Origin of the sequence: Clostridium pacaense (assembly GCF_020709765.2) — a bacterium.
GTDB lineage: Bacteria > Bacillota > Clostridia > Lachnospirales > Lachnospiraceae > Enterocloster > Enterocloster hominis.
In genome coordinates this window covers 49,788-69,615 of sequence record NZ_JAJFEB020000017.1, presented here as the reverse complement: position 1 = coordinate 69,615, position 19,828 = coordinate 49,788, and the positions used below count along the sequence as shown (strand labels likewise).

Genomic DNA, 19,828 nt, shown 5'->3' with positions numbered 1-19,828 from the left:
GAACCAGGTTAAAGAGCTCCCGGTTCTTAAATCTATGATCATACTCTGTATAAGGCGGTTGTTATTCCTGGTTCTTCAGATACTTCTCAATCTCAGAAACTGCCTGTTCCTCATCATCACCTTCAGCCACCACTGTAATGGCTTCACCGGCAGTGAGGCACAGGGTCATCATTCCCATGATGCTCTTGGCATTCACGCGCTTCGCCTCAGCTTCCAGATAAATCTTGCTTTCGTACTGGCTTGCCACCTGTACAAGCATAGCTGCCGGCCTGGCTTCCAGCCCTGATGACAATTCAACTGTGATCAATTTCTTTACCATAATTATCCTCCTCATTCCTTTGAATGGTACGCAGCCATGTCCGCTGCCCAAGCAGCCCTGTCACGGCTTCCATTCCGGTGCCCATACTGAATTGTACTTAATGAAACAATACTAACTGTCCGGCAACTGCTGCCGCAGGTCATCCGCCATCTGGCCCAGTTTCCTCAGACGGTGGTTTACACCTGATTTGCCCACTGGCGGTTCTAAGGCCTCTCCAAGCTCCTTTAAGGTTGCTTCAGGCCGTTCCAGCCGTATGCGGGCCATGTCCTGAAGACTTTCCGGAAGCCCGTCAAGTCCTATGGTCTCCTGGATAAAACGGATATCCTCCATCTGTTTTACCGCCGCAGACACGGTCTTGTTGATATTGGCTGTTTCACAGTTCACCTGACGGTTCACATTGCCCCGCATCCCTCTGAGTATCCGGATGTTCTCCAGCTCCATAAGGGCCACGGGCGCCTCCATCACGTTAAGGATGTCCACAATCTGGTCCCCTTCTTTGATATAGACCACATAGTACTTTTTCCTCAATACTATCTTGGGTTCCATATCAAACGCGGCTATGATGCCTTTAAGCTGCTCAGCCTTTGCCATGGAAGGGCAGACAATCTCAAAATGGTAGAATTTCTCCGGGTCACTGATTGAACCCGCAGCGAGAAACGCCCCTCTGATAAAAGCCCTTCTGCAACAGGCATTCTGAACCACCACATTGCGTACCAGCGACAGATCCTCCCGGATCTCACCCTGGGCGTCAATGAGCTTGGCCGCCTGAAGTACCTTAAGTGCATCATCATGTTCCCTGACTGCTACAATATATGTCCGGTTCCGCGAAACATTCCCGCCTCTGCGAATTGAAACATCAGTACTTATATTAAATGTTTTTTTCAATAATGTAAAGTACTTTCTTGCAACTGCCACATTTTCTGTATGCATTTCAATGGAAAAATGGTCGGACGCCGATATTTTCACCCGGCCGCAAAGGCTTAATATGGCAGACATCTCCGCTATCCGGCAATGTCTTGCAGCGCTTGCCTGCCTGGAAAGTTCATCTTTTACTCTGGAAGAAAATGACATTTTTATGCTACTTCCTTTTATTATCTTTGTCAATATCCCTGTGTTCAATCTTAATGCCGTAGGTCTTGTGGCCGGACAGGTGCCCGTAAAGCGCATTGGCCATGGCAACCGAACGGTGCTTTCCCCCGGTGCACCCCACCGCAACAACCAGCTGGTTCTTGCCCTCACGGATGTAATTGGGGAGAAGGAAATCAATCAGGTCATACAGTTTATCCAGGAATGCCTGTCCGGTCCCGCCCTGCATCACAAAATCCCGGATGACCTGGTCTTCCCCGGTCAACGGGCGCAGGTCCTCCACATAATATGGATTGGGCAGGAAACGCACATCAAAGACCAGGTCCGCGTCCTCGGGAATCCCATATTTGAAGCCGAAGGAAAGGATGGTGATGAACATGTTATTGAAATCCTGGTCCTTAAGGAAAATCTTCTCCAGCTCCTGTCTCAGTTCCCTGGTAAGCAGCTGGCTTGTATCAATGATGAAATCGGCATCCTTCTTAAGGAATGCCAGCTTCAGGCGCTCCTTCTCAATCCCCTTGTCCAGACGGCCGGCCCCGGCAAGAGGATGGCTGCGCCGTGTTTCCTTATACCGCTTGATGAGGGTCCCGTCATTGGCATCCAGGAACAGGACCTGGTAATCCAGGCCCGTGTCCTTCCATCCCTTAAGGATGGCCTCCAGCTGGTTCAGTTCCTCGCCGCTTCTAATATCAATCCCAAGGGCTGCCTGCTTGATCTCACCGCCGACCGCCGCCAGCTGTGAGAATTTATCCACCAGTGAAATGGGGAGGTTATCCACACAGTAAAAGCCCAAATCCTCCAGCATCTTGAGCGCTATCGTCTTGCCTGCCCCGGACATTCCGGTTACAATCACAAGCTTCATCCATCCACCTCTGTCCTGTCTGATAATATGCCAGTACTGCGGCCTGTCAGAACCGGCCCCAGCGTTTCACTTCCATCTCCAGTTCCACACCGGAGGTTTCCATGACCTTTTTCCTGACATGGCCGCAAAGCGCCATCACGTCGGATGCTGTTGCACTGCCGCTGTTGATTACAAACCCACAGTGCTTTTCAGACACCTGGGCTCCCCCAACCTGATATCCCCGAAGGCCCGCGTCCTCAATCAGCTTGCCAGCAAAATACCCCTGGGGGCGTTTGAAGGTGCTGCCTGCGCTGGGATATTCCAGGGGCTGCTTCTCCCGGCGCCGGTCTGACAGCTCCTTCATCCTGGCTTCGATTGCAGCCCTGTCGCCGGGTTCCAGGCCAAATACGGCTTCCAGTACGATATACCCCTTGGATGGGATACAGCTGGTGCGGTACCCCAGATCCAGCCGGTCCGCATCCAGCACAAGGACTTCACCTTCCGGGGTCATGACCCTGGCTTCCCTGAGGATATCCTTCATCTCAAAACCATAGGCGCCTGCGTTCATGACCAGTGCGCCGCCTGCGCTGCCCGGGATCCCTGCGGCAAATTCCATGCCTGTCAGGGAATGCTTAAGGGCCAGATGGGCCGCCCGGCTTAACAGCTGGCCGCCTCCCACGCGAAGGAATCTGCCGCATGCCTCCATATGGCAGATTCCCTCCATGGCAATCACCGCTCCCTCGCAGCCGCTGTCACTGACCAGAAGGTTGCTGCCATTCCCAAGGATCCTCCAGGGCACATGGTACGTCCTTAACACACGCAGCACGGCCGCCAGTTCCTCCTCGCCGGAAGGACTTATAAAGACCTCTGCCGGTCCTCCAATCCGAAAGGACGTATGTCTGCTCATGGGTTCCATGAACCTGCATCCTGGCAGTTCTGATTCAAGGATATCTTTTAATGTGTGTTCCAAATTCAACTTGCAATCCTCACTCAATATTCATTTTCTTAATCATCGCTGGCTTTCCCAAGGTTGGCCTGCACTCTGTTGTACAGCTCCTGGGCAGCATTATAGCCCATCTTCTTCTGGCGGTAATTGACTGCGGCGGATTCCACGATGATGGCCAGGTTACGGCCGGGACGGATGGGTATGGTATGGCATACCACCTGGTTGCCCAGGAATTCCGTGTAGCTGTCTTCCAGTCCAAGCCTGTCGTATTCCTTATCCCTGCTCCAGTCCTCCAGCTTTATGACCATGTCGATGTTCTGGGTATCCTTCACGCTCTCCACGCCGTACAGGGTCTTGACATCAATGATGCCGATTCCCCGCAGCTCAATAAAGTGCTTGGTGATATCCGGCGCACTGCCCACCAGGGTGTCATCACTGACCTTGCGGATTTCCACCACATCATCGGTGATAAGACGGTGTCCCCTCTTAATCAGTTCAAGGGCAGCCTCACTTTTGCCAATCCCGCTCTCTCCCATGATCAGCACGCCTTCACCAAATACATCGATGAGCACTCCATGAATGCTTATGCAGGGGGCCAGCTTGACATTCAGCCAGCGGATTACTTCCGCCATAAGGGCAGACGTGGTCTTATCGGACACAAGGCAGGGCACGCCGTAATAATTACAGAACTCCAGCAGGTCCTCATCCGGTTCCTGGCTGCGGCTGAATACAAGGCAGGGAATCTGGCTGGATGTAAGTTTATCATACATCAGGCGCTTGCGCTCCTGGTCCATGGTATTAATATATGCCTGCTCAACGTATCCGATGATCTGAACCCGTTCCCTGTCAAAATGGTCGAAAAATCCGGTGAGCTGCAGGGCAGGACGGTTCACGTCCGGGTGTGTCAGCACAATCTTGTCCGTGTCAATATCCGGAGTGGTGTTGCGAAGCTTCATTTTCTCAATTAATTCCGATATGGTTACTCCATGCATGGTAATACCCCCTTAAGCTGCTTATGCTTCTATTTTAACTCTTATCATACTATCATACTTTAAACTTCTTGTCATGTGTTTTCTCCCAAGTCAGCTTCCAGAATCTGGAACCCAATCACCGGCTTTCCTGTGCGCTGCCGCCCATGTCATCCTGCGTCTTAACCTGCGGGCCATCCTGGACGCCCTCCGGCCTGTCTTCATGGAAAAACCCATAAACCGCAAGGGCCGCCCGCTTATTCATCTGGGGCGCCTGCTCCAGTTCCTCCACCGAAGCGGCCCGCACTGATTCGATATCCTTAAAGTGGCGCATCAATGCCTTCCTCCTGGCCGGTCCGATTCCCGGTATATCGTCCAGGATGGATTTCACCTGTCCTTTCCCCCTGAGGCTTCTGTGGTACTCGATGGCAAAACGGTGCGCCTCGTCCTGTATCCTTGTAATCAGGCGGAACCCCTCGCTGTGCCTGTCAATGGGCACTTCTATATTATTGTAATACAGCCCCCTGGTCCTGTGGCTGTCATCCTTGACCATGCCGCACACGGGAATGGAAAGTCCCAGCTTATCAAGGACCTCCAGGGCTATGTTCACCTGTCCCCTTCCGCCGTCCATCATGATCAGGTCAGGGAACCGTGTAAAGCTTCCAAGATTTAAATCCCCGCCCTTTTCCTCCAGCTCCCTTACCTCGCGCATGCCATGGGAAAAGCGTCTTGTGAGCACTTCCTCCATGGACGCATAGTCATTGGGACCCTGAACTGTTTTTATCTTGAATTTCCTGTAATCACTGCGCTTGGGCTTGCCGTCCTCGTACACCACCATGGAGCCAACGGACTCAATACCGCTGGTATTGGATATATCAAATGCCTCCATCCGCCGGATACCGCCGATACCGATCAGCTCCCCAATCTGGTTCATGGCCCCGATGGTGCGCAGCTCCTCCTTCTTAATCCGTTCCTTATCCTGGGACAGCACAAGGGCGGCGTTCCTGGCAGCCAGTTCCACCAGACGTTCCTTCTCCCCCTTTTTCGGCACAACGATGCGCACCTTCTGGCCCCGTTTCGCGCTCAGCCACTGGCTGATGACCTCCTCGTCCGCCAGTGGATGCTGAAGCCACAGTTCCCTGGGGATAAAGGGCGTCCCTGCATAAAACTGCTTCACGAAGCTGTCCAGGATTTCACCTTCGTTCTCCGCCATTGCAGCCGACACATGGAAATGGTCCCTGCCGATGAGCTTGCCTTCACGGATAAAGAACACCTGTACCACCGCGTCCTTCTCATCCCTTGCCATGGCCACGATGTCCCTGTCCTCCATACTGCTGCTGGTAATCTTCTGCTTCTGTGCAACCTGCTTCACACTGTTTAACAGTTCCCTGTACTCAATGGCCCGTTCAAAATCCAGGTTTTCCGAAGCATTCTCCATCTTTTCCTGCAGTGTCTTCAGAAGCGGGTCATATCTGCCATTGAGGAAATCCAGGGCCTGGCTGAAATTGGCCTGGTACTCCTGGGCCGTGATGTATCCTTGGCAGGGGGCGTCACACTGCTTGATATGATAGTTAAGGCAGGGCCTGTCCCTGCCGATATCCTTTGGAAGGCTTCTGCTGCAGGTCCGGATACGGTACAGCTTATGGATCAGGTCCAGCGTGTCCTTGACCGCGCCCGCACTTGTATAAGGCCCGAAGTATCTGCTCCTCCCGTCCTTTTTCATATCCCGAGCAAACAGCAGCCTTGGGAACTCCTCGCCCATGGTCGCTTTAATGTAAGGATAGCTTTTATCATCCTTTAACATGGTATTATAGCGGGGCCTGTGCTCCTTGATCAGGTTGCACTCCAGCACAAGGGCTTCCAGCTCCGAATCCGTAAGTATATACTCAAACCATGCGATATGGGAAACCATCTGTTCAATCTTGGCCGTCTTGTTGCGGCTGCTCTGAAAATATTGGCGCACCCTGTTCTTCAAACTGATGGCCTTGCCGATATAGATGATCTCATCCCTGTTGTTATGCATAAGATAAACTCCCGGGCTGGCCGGGAGTTTCTTCAGTTCTTCCTCTAAATCAAACAATGCTGTCATTCCTCCATGTCAATCTGTTCAAACCGCCAGCGCTGTTCCACATCCGGATACTTCCCATGGTCCACCTCGCCCATAAACATACTGAGGGGCCGCACATACGTCTTATAGTCCCCGTAAAGCGCCTGGTAGACCACCATCTTCTCGCCTGTCTCAGAATGTATGGCCACTGTCACTATCTGATACAGCTTATTTTTAAAGTGCCTGTAAAATTCACCAGGCTTTGGTATTCTGTCCATATCTGTCCCTGCCTCCTGTGCGGCAGTGCCCCTGCTCAAGGCACAGCCCCTATTCACGGCCCAGTCCCAGTCCCCGCCGGGGCCTCTGTCTCCGATGGCGGCGCAGCCTCTGTTTCCGGCGGCAATGCAGCCCTGGACTCAGCAATCTCCTGTTCCTCTGCAGCAGCCTCCTCCGGCGTCAGAAGACCGCCATAATGGTAAGATACCCCTGCATCCCACAATATCCACTCATCATATCCCGAATCATAGACAGCCTGGATCTGCTGGCGCACCTGCTCATCCCCATAATCAATATAATCCTTGAGATAAGAAGCTGTAAAATCCTGCAGCCACGGACGCACGACCGCCTGTCCCGCATCTTCCTTCCTGGAAGCCTTCAGCAATGTCGCGGAATCCTTCAAGGCATGCCTGATAGTATCATACGGCTGCGCGTCCGGATTTGCAATACCAAAATTACCCGGGCCGTAATGGGAAGGATAAATCATGGGACAGATATAGTCAAGATGCTCAGCCATATCCCCATATTCCTGGCCCACGGCCGCCGCATCCTCTTCGCTTCTCATGATGGTCCCAAACACATCCGCGGACACCAAAAGCCCTTCCTCTGCCAGTTCATCATATGCATAGCTGACGAATTCCGTAATGGCCTGGGTCTTGTCACGCCCCCCGGTATCAGCCTCATCAAACACCACGTCCTTCATGGTCTTATCCACGGCAAACCGGATATAATCGAACTGGATTTCCTTAAAGCCCATCTCCCCGGCCTTCTTAGACACCTCTACCAGATAATCCCATACTTCCTTCTTATATGGGTTTACCCAGGCCAGTCCCTTATTATCCCGGTAAATGCTGCCATCCGCCACATGCAGGCTCCACTCCGGCTTCTGCTCCGCCAGATACGGATCCCTGAATGCCACCACCCTGGCAATGGGATAAATCCCATGCTCCTCCAGCTTGCGGATCAGCCCCGGCAGATCCCCGATAAATGCCTGGCAGGCCCCAATCTCATTCACAGTAGGTGAATCCATATCAAACGTAATACGGCCCTGGTCATCCTTCACGTCGATAACCACCGCATTCAGTTCCGTCCGGTCAATCTCCTCAATGATTTTATCCATCATATCACCGGTTCCCGCCACATAAGCAGACACATAGATGCCCTTCACCTTCACCCGGTCCCTGGGGGGATACTTGGAAATAGTGATGGCCTCTGCAGGCTCCGCCGCCTCCTGAGCCTGCCCTGTCTCCGGTTCCGTCCGGCTTTCCTCTGCCATCGTCATCTCCTCAGACGGCTCATACCGGGTACATCCGGTTAAAATCAATGCAATGATACCTGCTGCTATCCACCTTTTCATACGTAACCTCTGTCTTCCTCATTCTTATGCTATCTATCCTCAAAAGGCAAATGCCTGTAAGTCCGGTGAATCCGGTAATTTCTTCCATTCGTTCCCACTATAATAGCATAATCCTGTGGATTTGTACATAAAATATGACATTTTTGTTACGATTTCATTAATTTCTCCCACTTTCTGTAAAATACTAAATAGTTCCCCAGGTTCTGGTAGCATAAAAGACGGGGTGGATTCTGCCGTCAAAACCAGAAACATCCCCGTCTTTTATATTGTCAGGCCTTAGAAGCTATCCCTGCAAAGCCCAGGGTCCCGGCCCCGCCGTCCGTCCTGGCCCGCTTCGCAGACGCGGCCCCGCGCAGTCCGCCATCACGCTTCCTGCAGATGTTTCCTAAGCGCCTTCCTGACAGCGCCCTTCCCCGCAATCAGTTCAGCAAAGATATCCTCAGTATATCCGCCCAGCCCTGCTTCATACAGATCCACGCCAAATATGGCGGCGTTGCTCAAAATCGGCTGGAGAACGGCATGGACATCGCAGGGTTCCCCTACTTTGACGCCCTTCAGTTTTTCTGCCAGCTCCCCGTACATCGGGTCAGGGCTGACTGTAAATGAATTGCCTTCATCATCCACGCCCAGAAGATAACGGCACCATCCAGCCTGCACCATGGGAATGAACTTAAGGGACCTGACATCCAGTTCCGGTCTTGCAAGATACTCCTTAATGGTTTCCCCGAAGCGGATGGACAGCTTCTGGGATGTATCGCATGCAATCCTCTGCGGCGTATCCGGCATGAATGGATTGGGGACACGGATTTTAAGCACCTCGTCAATGAATTTCCTGGGTGACAGGATGCCCGGATCGGTCACTACCGGCAGACCTTCCTTATAGCCAATCAGCTCCACCAGTTTAACCAGGTCCCCGTCCTTCATCTCTTCGCTGATCTTCGTGTATCCCAACAGGCATCCATACACTGCCAGCGTTGTGTGAAGGGGGTTCAGGCAGGTGCAGACCTTCATGCGCTCCACTTTCTCCACCGTATCCCTGGTCGTGAACATGACGCCTGCCTGTTCCAGGGCCGGGCGTCCATTGGGGAACGCGTCCTCAATCACCAGGTACTCCGCCTCTTCCGCGTTGACAAAGGGCGCCACGTAAGTATTCCTGCTTGTGACAATGCTTTCTGTGTCGGTAAAACCTGCAGCTTCCAGCATTTCCTTAACACTGTCATCCGGGCGTGGGGTGATTTTATCTATCATGCTCCATGGGAAGGACACACGGGCAGGATCCTCAATGTACTCCAGGAATCCCCGGGCCGCCTTTCCGTTTTCCGTCCAGGCTTTTGCATAGGCATCCACTGCCGCAAACAGCTTATCGCCGTTGTGTGAGCAGTTATCCATGCTTACCAGGGCCAGAGGCGCTGCACCATGGGTATATCTCCAGTGGCACAGGGATACCAGTTTTCCGATATAGCTGTCCGCCATATCCGGGCCAGCCTCAAAATCCCCAGCTACATCCTGACGGTAAGAGCCATCGGGGGATGTGATGCCGTATCCCTTTTCCGTGATGGTGAAGCTGGCCATCTGAAGGGTGCTGCTTGCGAAAATATCCTTCAGGCGGTTCCAGTCAGCCTCATCCTGACGGTCCACGGCCAGCGACTCCGCAAGGCTGCCGATTACTGTTTTCTCAATGGTCCCGTTGGCTTTCAGGGTTACAAGCAGGCTTAAATCATCCTGGGGTCTGTATGCCTTCTTAATGATTTCATAATCATAGCCCTCTGCCACGATGATCCCGGTTTTCTCCACGCCCTCATCTAAAAGCTTCTGCTGAAGCGCCGCCGGAAATGCGCGGAAGATATTGCCCGCACCGAAATGTACCCACCGGGGGCATTCCTTCGTGGCTTCCTTCATGGCATCCCTGTCAAATCCAGGCAGCCTGATTCCTGCCTTTTCCCACTGCTCCCTGTCCTTCAGTTCACTGTCTAATAAATGCATAGCCTTTCCCTCCTGAATGAATGATACTGACCAATATTGTTATTTGCGCGTTCCTGAAACTCATGGTTTTATCTTATCACCCTGAAAAGGAATAAGCCATGTCCCTTTTTGCCGACTATATTGCAAAACTTGCGGTACCATTCCCGCCAGGAAATATAGGGTGGGACCCAGGAGCATACCATGGAAGGAGGTAACAAAAAAAGACCTGGCCGCCCGGTCTTTTCCTGTTATATTGCCTTGCCTTACTTTTACTGAATCATCGAAGTTGATACATTGGTATTTTCTTTCTGGTTAAACATACCGTCCGAACTGGCTGCTGTGGCATTAACCATAATCAGCAGCGCTGCAAGCAGGACCCATGCAAAACTGCCCAGTACCTTCCTGATCTTCATCTTACTCCGCCTCCTGGATTCGATTCATAAGCATATACTTCACCTTTTTGCTGCTTAGTCTAAGTCCGTTATCTTATTATACAAACTTTTTCAAAAAAAGCAAGTCCTATTCCTCTTACACTGTCTTACTTTTTCCTTAAAACACTGGAAAATACATATATTTTTTTAATATAAAGGGGAATAGGAATCAATCCTTCGTTCTTTAAATAGATGTTTGACCTGCAAGATCAGGCCATGGCCTGAAAACGCTGTTTTTATCCCCTCAAGGAAATATCCCTGTGAAAATTTTCACCATTTTGAACGGTAAATTCTGCGTTGTTTCAATACGGGAGCCTGGTTTTAAGTTAAACTTTAAATACTTATATCACAAGAAAAGAGGAAACACCGTGATTACATACGAACCTTTTTGGAACACCCTAAAACAGTCTGAGGAATCTACCTATACTCTGATTTATAATCATAACCTGTCAAGTTCCACCATTGACCGCCTGCGCAAGAATAAACCTCTGAGCACCACCACCATCAATGACCTCTGCCGGATACTGAACTGTGATATTGATGACATCATCACCTACAGACGTTCCGAAACAGATCAGGCGCTGTAATCCCGCGCCCACTTCAGTATTCCATGGGGAATCACGTCCAAAACAGCCCATTGACGGGAAAAAGGCGGGCTGCCTTGTTTGGGATGCTACCCGTCAGACAACTCCGCCTTTTAATCTGTATACTATCCTATCTGCTTCTCCCTGCTATCTCCACAGCCAGTTTTGCCACCGAATCCACTGCAGACACCGCGTCATCTTCCCACAGCGCAAACAGCGTCCCATTGTACCCCCATGTGGCAAGCACACCGGGTATATCGGAATTTTCTATTGTAACCTCCACCGTGATGATAATTTCAGTCCCATCCTCCGACTTGGCTGTCCATGTCCCTTTCCTGCTGTCATCAAACATATAGTAGAATACGGACGGATCCCCGTCCTCTTCCCTGGATGCGCGTAGTATGGCGTCTGAATCCGTTATCCCGTCATGGAACATGACCTGCTCCACAGTTCCTTCCTCCGTACTGTAGACCGGGTCCATGCACCAGTTTTCATTTTGCGGAAGTCCTATTATTATCCCGTCCTCTTTCCCTGCCTCAGATTCCTCTAAATCCTCATGGGATTCTGCCGTTCCATCCGTCCCATCCGTTCCATCCGTTCCATCCTCCCCGTCATCAGCCGCCGCGCCGTGATACCCATCCGTACTTTCTGCTTCTGTCCGGGCAGATGTCACGGCCGTACTGTCCTTTGCCGCACCGCTGCCTGGTCCGCAGGCCGTAACCAGCATGGCAGCTGACAGTGCCACCGGCAGCACCGCCGGCGCCAGGGCTGACCTTATCCAAGATTTCATCCGTTCTCCTCCTTCCGTATGATGCACCGCAGCCATATGTTTTTTGTAAATGCAGTCCATACAGTACCAGTTTAATGCCTGTACTTTCCGGTGTCAAATAAAAGCGGATGACCGATTGAATTCTTTCAGGGGTGTCTGTCATTCATATCTTCCGATATATTCTACTGATATATAAAACCCGACAGGTCATATAGTACCGCCGTCCCTGTACATTCCCCCTCCAGCCGAATCTTGCCCTCAAGGCCGTATACCCTGGTGGTAAAGACTTCCCTGCCTTGATTTACAAATATCTCCAGCGAAGACGTATCAGAGAATATCTGCAGTTCCCGCAGTTCCTCAAGACGGACACAACGTTTTGTCCTGCCGGAGCCTGCATTTCCCATATCCAGGGTCAGAAGGCCGTCCTCATACGTCAGGGTAACCCCCTGGCGGAGTGTCAGGCGCATGTGTCCGCAGGATTCAAAACGGAAGCAGCCCTCGAACACAATCCCATCCTCCCCGGCCGCATTCAACTGTCCCAGGGCAAATGTCCTCTCATTGCAGCGCATCTGCTGCAGTTCCCGGACCGGCTCCTGGACAAGGCGTCCTTCTTTCCAATGCAGGACACGCGGAATGGTCAATGCATGCTGCCATCCGGCCTGCGTGGTCGGGTTTGTATAATCCGCATCCGGGATTCCCATCCAGCCAATGAGTATACGTCTGCCGCTTTCATCCAAAAAGCTTTGGGGCGCATAGAAATCGAATCCCCGGTCAACCATGGCAGCGGCATCCAGAGGGATATTCCGGCATATATCATCATCCAGGCCCATGACCGTGCACTGATGTACATTCCAGTAATCCACGCCGCTGGGTTCAACCCCCTGGGGACAGCAGATGAGGCACAACTGGCCGTCCAGCTCGAACAGGTCCGGGCACTCCCACATATATCCAAATGTTTCCTTGGTGGTAATCCGGCCATGATATTTCCAGGACCTTAAATCCGGGGACTCATATAACAGCACCAGACCCTTACCATGTGCATCCCTGGCTCCCAGCGCCATATAATACATCCGTCCCCTCTTAAATATCTTCGGGTCCCGTATATGGCAGCTCATATCCCCGGGATAATCCTCATTGCCCAGCAATAATTTCTTTTCAGTGAACCGGAAGCCGTCCCTGCTGTCAAAGCTGATTGTATTGCTTTCCCTGCCATCCATAATATAGTCATAATCATCCCGGTCAAACCGTTTCACATTGCCTGTATAGAAATAGTGGATGGTACCGTCCTCCACAAAAGCGGAGCCTGAATACACGCCATGGGCGTCCAAATCCGTATCCGGGAACAGGACAGGTTCCTCGTTGGTATAACGGACAAAATCCGTTGTGGTATAATGCCCCCACAGTTTAATCCCGCCCGTAGGCTCAAAGGGCGTATATTGATAATAGATATGGTACAGCCCGTCCATCTGGCACAGGCCGTTGGGGTCATTAAGCCAGCCCGTTTCCGGCATCAGATGGAATCTCAGCCGTCTTGGGTCGGACGCCACCCGTTCCCTGTATTCCTGATTCTCCTGATACCATTTCTCATAATCTTTCCTGAATACCTTACGATACTTTTCCACCTGCGTCCTCCTGATGTCTTATTTTATCTGCGCACCGCCATTGCCCTGGTCCCTGCATCCGCCCCGGCCAAAGGATATACCTCTGTCTTCAGTCCCCCGCCCTCCGGCAGGATCATCATGGTCTGGGGATTCAGGCCATTTTCTTTTATCAGCTTTAAATCAGCCAGAATCAGCTTATCCCCGCGCTTTACTTTATCTCCCTGGGCCACATATGCCTCAAATCCGGCTCCGTCCAGCTGCACGGTATTGATACCGATATGGATCAGCACCTCAACTCCCGTATCGGATGTAAGCCCCACCGCGTGTTTTGTGGGGAACAGAAGGCTTATGGTCCCATCGCAGGGCGCATGAACCATTCCGTCCTCAGGATTCAGTGCGATTCCATCGCCCAATGCCCTGGAAGCAAATACCTCATCCATGGACTGGTCCACGGGAAGGATTTCGCCCTTCATGGGAGAATACAGGATAGTGGTGGTTTCTGCATCTCCCGTATGTTCCGCACCTCCCGCGCTTTCCACATCTTCCGCTGTTTCTATGCCCTCTGCTCTTTTTACTTCTGCCTTCACCGCTGTTTCTGCCTTCACTGCTTTTTGTCCCTCTGGTTTCTCCAGCCCGAACCTCTTCCAGAACACAATGGTCAGTATAAAGGACACGCCCATGGAAAGCAGGATGCCGATTGCAAAGTTCAGGTAATGGTCAGGTTTCATGGAAATGAATCCCGGAAGCCCCGCTGCCCCCAATGCCTGGGCCAGGGTCCTGGTTCCCGCCAGGTATGCGCTTCCCACCGCGGAACCTGTCATGGCTGCGTAGAATGGATATTTTAATTTAAGTGTGACGCCAAACATGGCTGGTTCGGTAATCCCAAGAAGCGCGGATATACCGGAAGCGGAACAGATGGATTTAATCTTGTCGTTCTTTGTCATCAGAAGCACGGCCAGGACAGCTGCTCCCTGGGCCACATTATTCATGCTTGCAGTGGAAAAGATGAAGCTGCCTCCTGTATGGGCGCTGTCAGCCAGGAGCTGTGTCTCAATTGCAATGAAGCTGTGATGCATACCGGTCATGGTAATAGGCGCATACGCAAAACCGAACAGCGCGCCCCCCACCGGCCCAAGGGTATTATAAAGCCATGTAATGCCTGCCGCCAGAAGGTTTCCCGCCTCCCTTAAAACAGGGCCTACAAATATGAAGGTGAGGAAGGATGTCACAAGGATGGACAGCAGGGGCGTGGTCAGGTTATCCAGCCAGGACGGCGTGATCCTGCGAAGCCTCTTCTCAATATTGGCAAGGATCCATGACACGGCCAGTACCGGAAGCACGGTTCCCTGATAACCAATGGCTGCAATCTGGAATCCGAAAATATTCCACATTGGCGGGTCTGCAATACCGATCTGATATGCATTCAGCAAATCCGGATGGACCATTATCATGCCCATGGCCGCGCCCAGGAACGGATTGCCCCCGAATTTCTTCGTGGCGCTGAATCCAATGAGCACGGGCAGGAATGTAAACGGCGCATTGGCAAAGGTATTCACGGCCGTTGCCAGGCCCTGCCACTGGGGAAACAGTTCAATGACGGCCTGCCCATTAAACAGGGGCGAGGTAAGCAGGTTATTAAGTCCCATCAGCAGACCGCCTGCAACAATGGCCGGGATGATTGGCACGAAAATGTCGCTGAGCATCTTAATGAACCGCTGGATCGGGTTGCCTTTTTCCTCCCCGGCCTCCTTATCCTCCGGTCCCTCCTCCATATTACCCAGCTGCTTCTGTACTTCGGCGCAGACCAGGTTCACGGTACCTGAGCCAAAGATGATCTGGAACTGGGACTGTGTTAAAAATACCCCCTTCACCCCTTCCAGGTCACTGATTGCCTCCTCATCGCGCAGTTCGTTGTCCTTCAGCTGAAAGCGCAGCCTTGTCGCACAATGGGCCACTGATTTAATATTGCTTTTTCCACCAACATACTTGATTACCAGACTTGCGGTTTTTGCATAATCCATAACCTTACCTCTTTCTTCTCCTGTTTTTTGGCATCGGTTCCATAACTAAATATTAATACTTTTACCCATTTATGTCAATACTTTATGGCACCGGTTCCTCTTTTTGAACGTAAAAAAATACTGCGATTTTTTATGCATTTTTCACAAAAACACAAGAAAACCGCAGCCACTATTCTTATTTTCCTATTTTCTTACACTCTTTCCCTCAATCATCCGGTAACCCACAATCTGTTTTTTCGGCACCGGTTCCTCCCTTATCATCTTAAGCAGGGTCTCTGCCCCCAGATACCCCAGACCATAGGAATCGAATTTAAGGGTTGTCAGTTCCGGTTTCAGGAGGGTGCTTTCATCATAACCGCCAAAGCCCGCCACTGACACGTCCTCCGGGATCCTAAGCCCATGCCCTTCCAATACCCGGTACGCCCCAAAGGCCAGACGGTCCGTGGCACATATGAGGGCATCCAGCGGTCCCTGGTCCAGCAGCTCCCTGGCCATGCCGATCCCGCTTTCATAGCTGTAATCCCCGGACACCTCCCTGATGCAGTCCACGCCGCATTCCCTCAGCCCGTCAACCACTCCTCTTTTCCTGGCAATACCCACCGCCTCGTCGGATTCATCCACCCCCATGTACCCGACCCTGTCAGGATGACTCCTGCCAATGCAGGCCCCCATGGCCTTTCCCGCCCCGTAATCATCATATACGACGCATATCCCTTCGTCATAATCCTGGGCAAGCACCACCACGGGAACCGGACTGTTCCTGATGAGTTCCCTGTGTTCATCCGTGATATTGATGGCGCTCAGCAGGATTCCGTCCACCTTCAAGGTAATCAGCCTCTGTATATTCTTAAGTTCCAAATCAATGCTGTGGTCCGAATCCTTGATAATGGCCTCATACCCCTGCTCCCGCAGATAGCGCCCGATACTGGTGACCACCCGGCTGGTAATCTTGGAATTCAGGGTAGGGAGGACCACTCCGACCACGTTGCTCTCCCTTGCCTTCAGCCTTGCAAATGCATTGGGCTGGTAGTTATACTCCCTGGTAATCTCCTGAATCCTCTGCTTTGTGGATTCCTTAACGCTTCCCCCGTTAAAATACCTGGACACCGTGCTCTTGGTAACGCCCGCCATGGCGGCAATATCATCCATCGTAATGTTTCTGGGCATATACACATCCTTCTTCCTGATATCATATAGGGAACCGGGCAGATATGGCCGCATTTGCCCGGTTCCTGCTTTTGTTCTAGTATAGCAGAAATCCTTCTGTATGTCCCGCCTTTTTTGCCGGTCATGACGTGCTGCCGGACCGCCCTATCTTATCTCACTGCCAAAGGGCATCAGCGCCAGCTTTGCCAGTTTGAACTGCTGCAGCCCGAAGGGGATGCCCACGACCGTCATGCAGAGCAGTGCGCCGATGATGGCTGATTCAATGGCAAGGGGCAGGCCCGAGACAACAAGCCAGATGATATTCAGCAGCAGGGAACCCGCGCCGCCGCCATACACAACCTCTTTCCCAAAGGGAAAAAAGCTCAGGCTTGCAAATTTGAAGCACTGCAGACCCACCGGAATCCCGATGATCGTGATACACCACAGACAGCCTGTCAGGAGCCAGCTAAGCCCGCTGATGCAGCCTCCGAATATAAACCATAAAACATTCCCAAGACAACCCATTACACAGTCCCTCCTTCTTCCGGCGGCAATTCCGCCCTTAATTCATACAGACGGCTGCGGATACGCATCACACGCTGCTTTGCCTCCTCCACCTGTGCCTCTGCATCCTTAATCCTGGTCTGTACCATCCAGTCGGCTATGATGCCGTCAAAAAAGTAGTCCGCAAATGTGAGGAAATCCCCCACATCCAGCTTGAACTCGCCCGGAAGCTCCACATCCAGAAGTTCCCGTTTCAGCCTCCTCAGGTGTGACTTGGCTGTTTCCATGGCATGGCTTGCATCATCCATCCTGGAATGCTTCATGAAGGTACCCAACATACCGCCGCCAAGCAGATCCCATACGCCCCATCCGGCTGCTTTGGACAGATATCCCGCTGCCTCCTCCAGGCTCTGCAGCGCCCTGTCCGCCGCCGTGACAGCCTCTGCAATTTCTTTCCTCATGTCCTTTTTCTCCATAACAATCTCCTTTCTGTCATCTGACACTCATATGGTTAAAGCATGTGCGCGGCAGATGAATGGGGACCGGCTGCGATATTTAAAAAGACTTCTATCGTGGTCGGCAATCTGCCACAATAAAAGTCTTGCACATTTCATTTTATACGGGTGCTTGTTAAAAAGCACCAAGAAGACGATTTAAAATCCACCGATGGTGGTTCGCTACTCCCTTTTATTGGAATGTATTATATCACCGCCCTGATTCCATGTCAAATAAGAATTGCTAAAGATTATATTAAGATTTCTTTCGTTTCAGCTGATATAAAGCACGGGCACATCTCCCAGTATCCGTTTAATCCCAGACCGCAGGAAAGTCTCGGCTTCCTCCCTGGAATCCGCCCTGTAACAGTACCTTCCCCTCCCCCGTCCCGTCATCTGCTCCTTGTCATAAAGGTCCGGCGCAGCCGGAAATGCCTCACTGTTGATTGCCCGGTGGACATAGGAATAGGTCATCAGGATGACCTCCAGGAACATCTGTCCCTTCATCTTCCGGCTAAGTCCGGCTTCCAGTTCCTCCAAAAGGCCGGTATACATCTCCCTCCACCCTTCCATCAGGATGACCGGGGCAATAAGAAGCCCGCATGGATAACCGGCATCACACATCTGATTGACTGCCTGGATCCTCTGTTTCAGGCTGGAGGTCCCCAGCTCAATCCTGCTGATGATGGCCTGGGGATTGACGCTCATGCGGAAAATCACCTTCCCCCTGTGTTCCAGGTCCAGTAACGGCCCCACCATATGGAACTTGGTTGGAAATGTAAGCTTTCCCTCTCCCTCTGCCGCAAATCTTGGTATGGTATAAAGCAGGTTATCCGTAATTGTATTCTCCAGCACCAGGTCGCTGTTGCTCCCAATCTCGAATGTCAGCGGATTCCCGCCCTCCCTGCCCTTCTTTATGATACGGTCCAGCATCTGCTCCCTGTTCACAAAAAGCCGCAGATATGCACACTTATTATAATTACAGACCAGGTAGCAATACAGGCACATGGCCGTACAGCCTGAAGACGTATAGGGAACCAGGTAATCAGAAACCTTATGGTTCTCCACATATTTATGCGTTTTCCGAACACCTATGATTAGGTTCCGTTTCATATGCCCAAATTCCGAGTTGGGCTTTTCCTGCATTTCCTTGATGGAATTGTGGCTCTCAATGGGAATCCATGTAATGTCCCTAAAATCTTCCCTGAGCTTCTCTCCCAGGGGATAGGACATGATTCCCGGTTCATAATATACCGCGTCGAATTTCATGCTCCTGCCTTTCACCGTATGGATGGTTTTAGATTAGTCTGTACGGTTTTCAGTGGAATCATGCCAAACTTTTATGGTTTTTTCAAAAGGGATATGGGAATATATAAAAGACTGTCCGGCTGAAGTAAATGGATTCATTAAGATTGTATATCAATGATTGTTAAGATTCATTTTTAGATAATAAAAAATGGAGCATACGGGATTCGAACCCGTGACCTCCACACTGCCAGTGTGGCGCGCTCCCAGCTGCGCTAATGCCCCGACCAGAAAAATATATCATAAATATTCCCAAAAATCAAGTATTTTTTTAATCTCTTTAAAAATCTTTACAGCTTTTTACAGTTTCCCCTGCGCCCTCTCACACAGTTCCATGATATATCCGCGCCTTGCAACCACATCCAGCCATGCTTCCGGTATGCCGCGGGCGCCATAATATATCCCGGCCAGGCCTCCGGCCACGGCCCCCACCGTATCCGTATCATCCCCTAAATTCACTGCCTTTAATACACACTGTTCATATGTATCTGTATTCAGCAGACACCATAAAGCCGCCTCCAGCGTATGGACCACATACCCGCTGCTGGATATATCTTTTTCCGGCAGCTTCATGAATCCATCCAACCGCCTTAACCGGTCATAACTGCTGATTTCAGACTCCTCTATACTGTCTAATAGCGCAAGTGTCATGCTGGTATCATCCGACCATGTACCAGCATGACACTTGCGCTATGGGTCCCATATCCCCTAATGGAGATGACCGAATCATCTGCAATCTCCGCCCTGGATTTAAACTCTGCCGGCACTCCTAACGCATCACCTGCCGCCAGGACAATCACGCCGTCATAAATCTGTTTCAAAGTCCCGCCTCCTGCACCGAATTTAAAACTTCTTTAAGCCTTCCCGCCTCCTCCGCGGACAAGGTGATCCCTTTTCCCATCTTCTCATGGTCCGGCGCCCAATCGCGGATATCGTACTTGGGAGCCGCGCCATTCCAGCTGATAAGGTTCACTTCCTTGCGCCATCCTTTGGCGTTCTCAGACAATACGCCTAATTCTTCTTTTATATCAAATTTAATATCGCTCATTCCCTATCTCCTCCCAAAATCTTAAATCATCAACAACAAAAACTTCAAGAAACTTTCACATTATCTTCAATACCTTTTCACTCCAATCAGTTATATTATTATCAGAGGGGACTTCCGGTCCCC

At 51.4% G+C, this 19,828-nt stretch carries 21 protein-coding genes and 1 tRNA gene; 1 reads left to right on the top strand and 21 read right to left on the bottom strand.

Annotated elements, in window-relative coordinates:
• Positions 1 to 61: 61 nt before the first annotated feature.
• The 10 genes from LK536_RS51545 to LK536_RS51500 all read right to left on the bottom strand — a co-directional run bounded on the left by LK536_RS51545 (position 62) and on the right by LK536_RS51500 (position 10,215).
• Positions 62 to 319 (bottom strand): HPr family phosphocarrier protein, encoded by a 258-nt coding sequence (locus LK536_RS51545; protein ID WP_008716573.1) that lies wholly within the window; start codon positions 317 to 319, stop codon positions 62 to 64.
• 111 nt (positions 320 to 430) lie between these two features.
• The gene (gene whiA / locus LK536_RS51540; RefSeq protein ID WP_008716578.1) at positions 431 to 1,390 is read right to left on the bottom strand and encodes a DNA-binding protein WhiA; all 960 of its coding nucleotides are present in this window, start codon (positions 1,388 to 1,390) and stop codon (positions 431 to 433) included.
• Positions 1,391 to 1,397: 7 nt separating this feature from the next.
• Positions 1,398 to 2,267 carry an RNase adapter RapZ gene (gene rapZ / locus LK536_RS51535; RefSeq protein ID WP_008716580.1) on the bottom strand — a complete coding sequence of 290 codons (870 nt, stop codon included), beginning with the start codon at positions 2,265 to 2,267 and terminating at the stop codon, positions 1,398 to 1,400.
• A gap of 46 nt (positions 2,268 to 2,313) precedes the next feature.
• Positions 2,314 to 3,222, bottom strand: a complete 909-nt coding sequence (gene murB / locus LK536_RS51530; protein WP_227796771.1) for a UDP-N-acetylmuramate dehydrogenase — start codon at positions 3,220 to 3,222, stop codon at positions 2,314 to 2,316.
• Positions 3,223 to 3,251: 29 nt separating this feature from the next.
• Positions 3,252 to 4,184, bottom strand: a complete 933-nt coding sequence (gene hprK, locus LK536_RS51525; protein WP_008716585.1) for an HPr(Ser) kinase/phosphatase — start codon at positions 4,182 to 4,184, stop codon at positions 3,252 to 3,254.
• Between the two features lie 115 nt (positions 4,185 to 4,299).
• Entirely contained in the window at positions 4,300 to 6,240 is a 1,941-nt protein-coding gene (uvrC, locus tag LK536_RS51520) for an excinuclease ABC subunit UvrC (protein WP_227796772.1), read from the bottom strand.
• A gap of 5 nt (positions 6,241 to 6,245) precedes the next feature.
• The gene (locus LK536_RS51515) at positions 6,246 to 6,485 is read right to left on the bottom strand and encodes a DUF1653 domain-containing protein (RefSeq protein ID WP_025487066.1); all 240 of its coding nucleotides are present in this window, start codon (positions 6,483 to 6,485) and stop codon (positions 6,246 to 6,248) included.
• Between the two features lie 53 nt (positions 6,486 to 6,538).
• Positions 6,539 to 7,840 carry a putative glycoside hydrolase gene (locus LK536_RS51510; RefSeq protein ID WP_025487065.1) on the bottom strand — a complete coding sequence of 434 codons (1,302 nt, stop codon included), beginning with the start codon at positions 7,838 to 7,840 and terminating at the stop codon, positions 6,539 to 6,541.
• A 363-nt stretch (positions 7,841 to 8,203) separates the two neighbouring features.
• Positions 8,204 to 9,823, bottom strand: a complete 1,620-nt coding sequence (locus LK536_RS51505; protein WP_025487063.1) for a mannitol dehydrogenase family protein — start codon at positions 9,821 to 9,823, stop codon at positions 8,204 to 8,206.
• 248 nt (positions 9,824 to 10,071) lie between these two features.
• Positions 10,072 to 10,215, bottom strand: coding sequence for a hypothetical protein (locus LK536_RS51500; RefSeq protein WP_168164703.1), 144 nt, complete (start codon positions 10,213 to 10,215; stop codon positions 10,072 to 10,074).
• 386 nt (positions 10,216 to 10,601) lie between these two features.
• Here LK536_RS51500 and LK536_RS51495 point away from each other — a divergent pair, with 386 nt between their 5' ends.
• Entirely contained in the window at positions 10,602 to 10,820 is a 219-nt protein-coding gene (locus tag LK536_RS51495) for a helix-turn-helix domain-containing protein (RefSeq protein WP_025487062.1), read from the top strand.
• Positions 10,821 to 10,947: 127 nt separating this feature from the next.
• Here the strand turns inward: LK536_RS51495 and LK536_RS51490 are convergent, their stop codons facing one another.
• From LK536_RS51490 to LK536_RS51440, 11 genes are all read right to left on the bottom strand, one after another.
• A complete protein-coding gene (locus tag LK536_RS51490; RefSeq protein WP_227796773.1) occupies positions 10,948 to 11,607 on the bottom strand; it encodes a hypothetical protein in 660 nt (219 codons plus the stop codon).
• 161 nt (positions 11,608 to 11,768) lie between these two features.
• Complete coding sequence (locus LK536_RS51485) at positions 11,769 to 13,208, bottom strand: glycoside hydrolase family 32 protein (protein WP_227796774.1); 1,440 nt, start codon at positions 13,206 to 13,208, stop codon at positions 11,769 to 11,771.
• Positions 13,209 to 13,231: 23 nt separating this feature from the next.
• Positions 13,232 to 15,208, bottom strand: a complete 1,977-nt coding sequence (locus tag LK536_RS51480; RefSeq protein ID WP_227796775.1) for a sucrose-specific PTS transporter subunit IIBC — start codon at positions 15,206 to 15,208, stop codon at positions 13,232 to 13,234.
• Positions 15,209 to 15,391: 183 nt separating this feature from the next.
• On the bottom strand, positions 15,392 to 16,375 hold the full coding sequence (locus LK536_RS51475; protein ID WP_227796776.1) for a LacI family DNA-binding transcriptional regulator: 984 nt from the start codon (positions 16,373 to 16,375) through the stop codon (positions 15,392 to 15,394).
• Between the two features lie 144 nt (positions 16,376 to 16,519).
• Complete coding sequence (locus LK536_RS51470; RefSeq protein WP_008716602.1) at positions 16,520 to 16,879, bottom strand: YccF domain-containing protein; 360 nt, start codon at positions 16,877 to 16,879, stop codon at positions 16,520 to 16,522.
• Positions 16,879 to 17,334 (bottom strand): hypothetical protein, encoded by a 456-nt coding sequence (locus LK536_RS51465; RefSeq protein ID WP_025487058.1) that lies wholly within the window; start codon positions 17,332 to 17,334, stop codon positions 16,879 to 16,881. The genes LK536_RS51470 and LK536_RS51465 overlap by 1 nt, the downstream gene beginning before the upstream one ends.
• Before the next feature lie 291 nt (positions 17,335 to 17,625).
• The gene (locus LK536_RS51460; protein ID WP_227796777.1) at positions 17,626 to 18,621 is read right to left on the bottom strand and encodes an SPL family radical SAM protein; all 996 of its coding nucleotides are present in this window, start codon (positions 18,619 to 18,621) and stop codon (positions 17,626 to 17,628) included.
• A 188-nt stretch (positions 18,622 to 18,809) separates the two neighbouring features.
• Positions 18,810 to 18,882: transfer RNA gene (locus LK536_RS51455), tRNA-Ala, on the bottom strand.
• A 75-nt stretch (positions 18,883 to 18,957) separates the two neighbouring features.
• Positions 18,958 to 19,308, bottom strand: coding sequence for an ADP-ribosylglycohydrolase family protein (locus tag LK536_RS51450; protein WP_329602264.1), 351 nt, complete (start codon positions 19,306 to 19,308; stop codon positions 18,958 to 18,960).
• The gene (locus LK536_RS51445; protein WP_329602265.1) at positions 19,305 to 19,478 is read right to left on the bottom strand and encodes a hypothetical protein; all 174 of its coding nucleotides are present in this window, start codon (positions 19,476 to 19,478) and stop codon (positions 19,305 to 19,307) included. The genes LK536_RS51450 and LK536_RS51445 overlap by 4 nt, the downstream gene beginning before the upstream one ends.
• Positions 19,475 to 19,705 carry a YdbC family protein gene (locus LK536_RS51440; RefSeq protein ID WP_227796778.1) on the bottom strand — a complete coding sequence of 77 codons (231 nt, stop codon included), beginning with the start codon at positions 19,703 to 19,705 and terminating at the stop codon, positions 19,475 to 19,477. Before LK536_RS51440 ends, LK536_RS51445 begins: the two co-directional genes overlap by 4 nt.
• Positions 19,706 to 19,828: the final 123 nt, after the last annotated feature.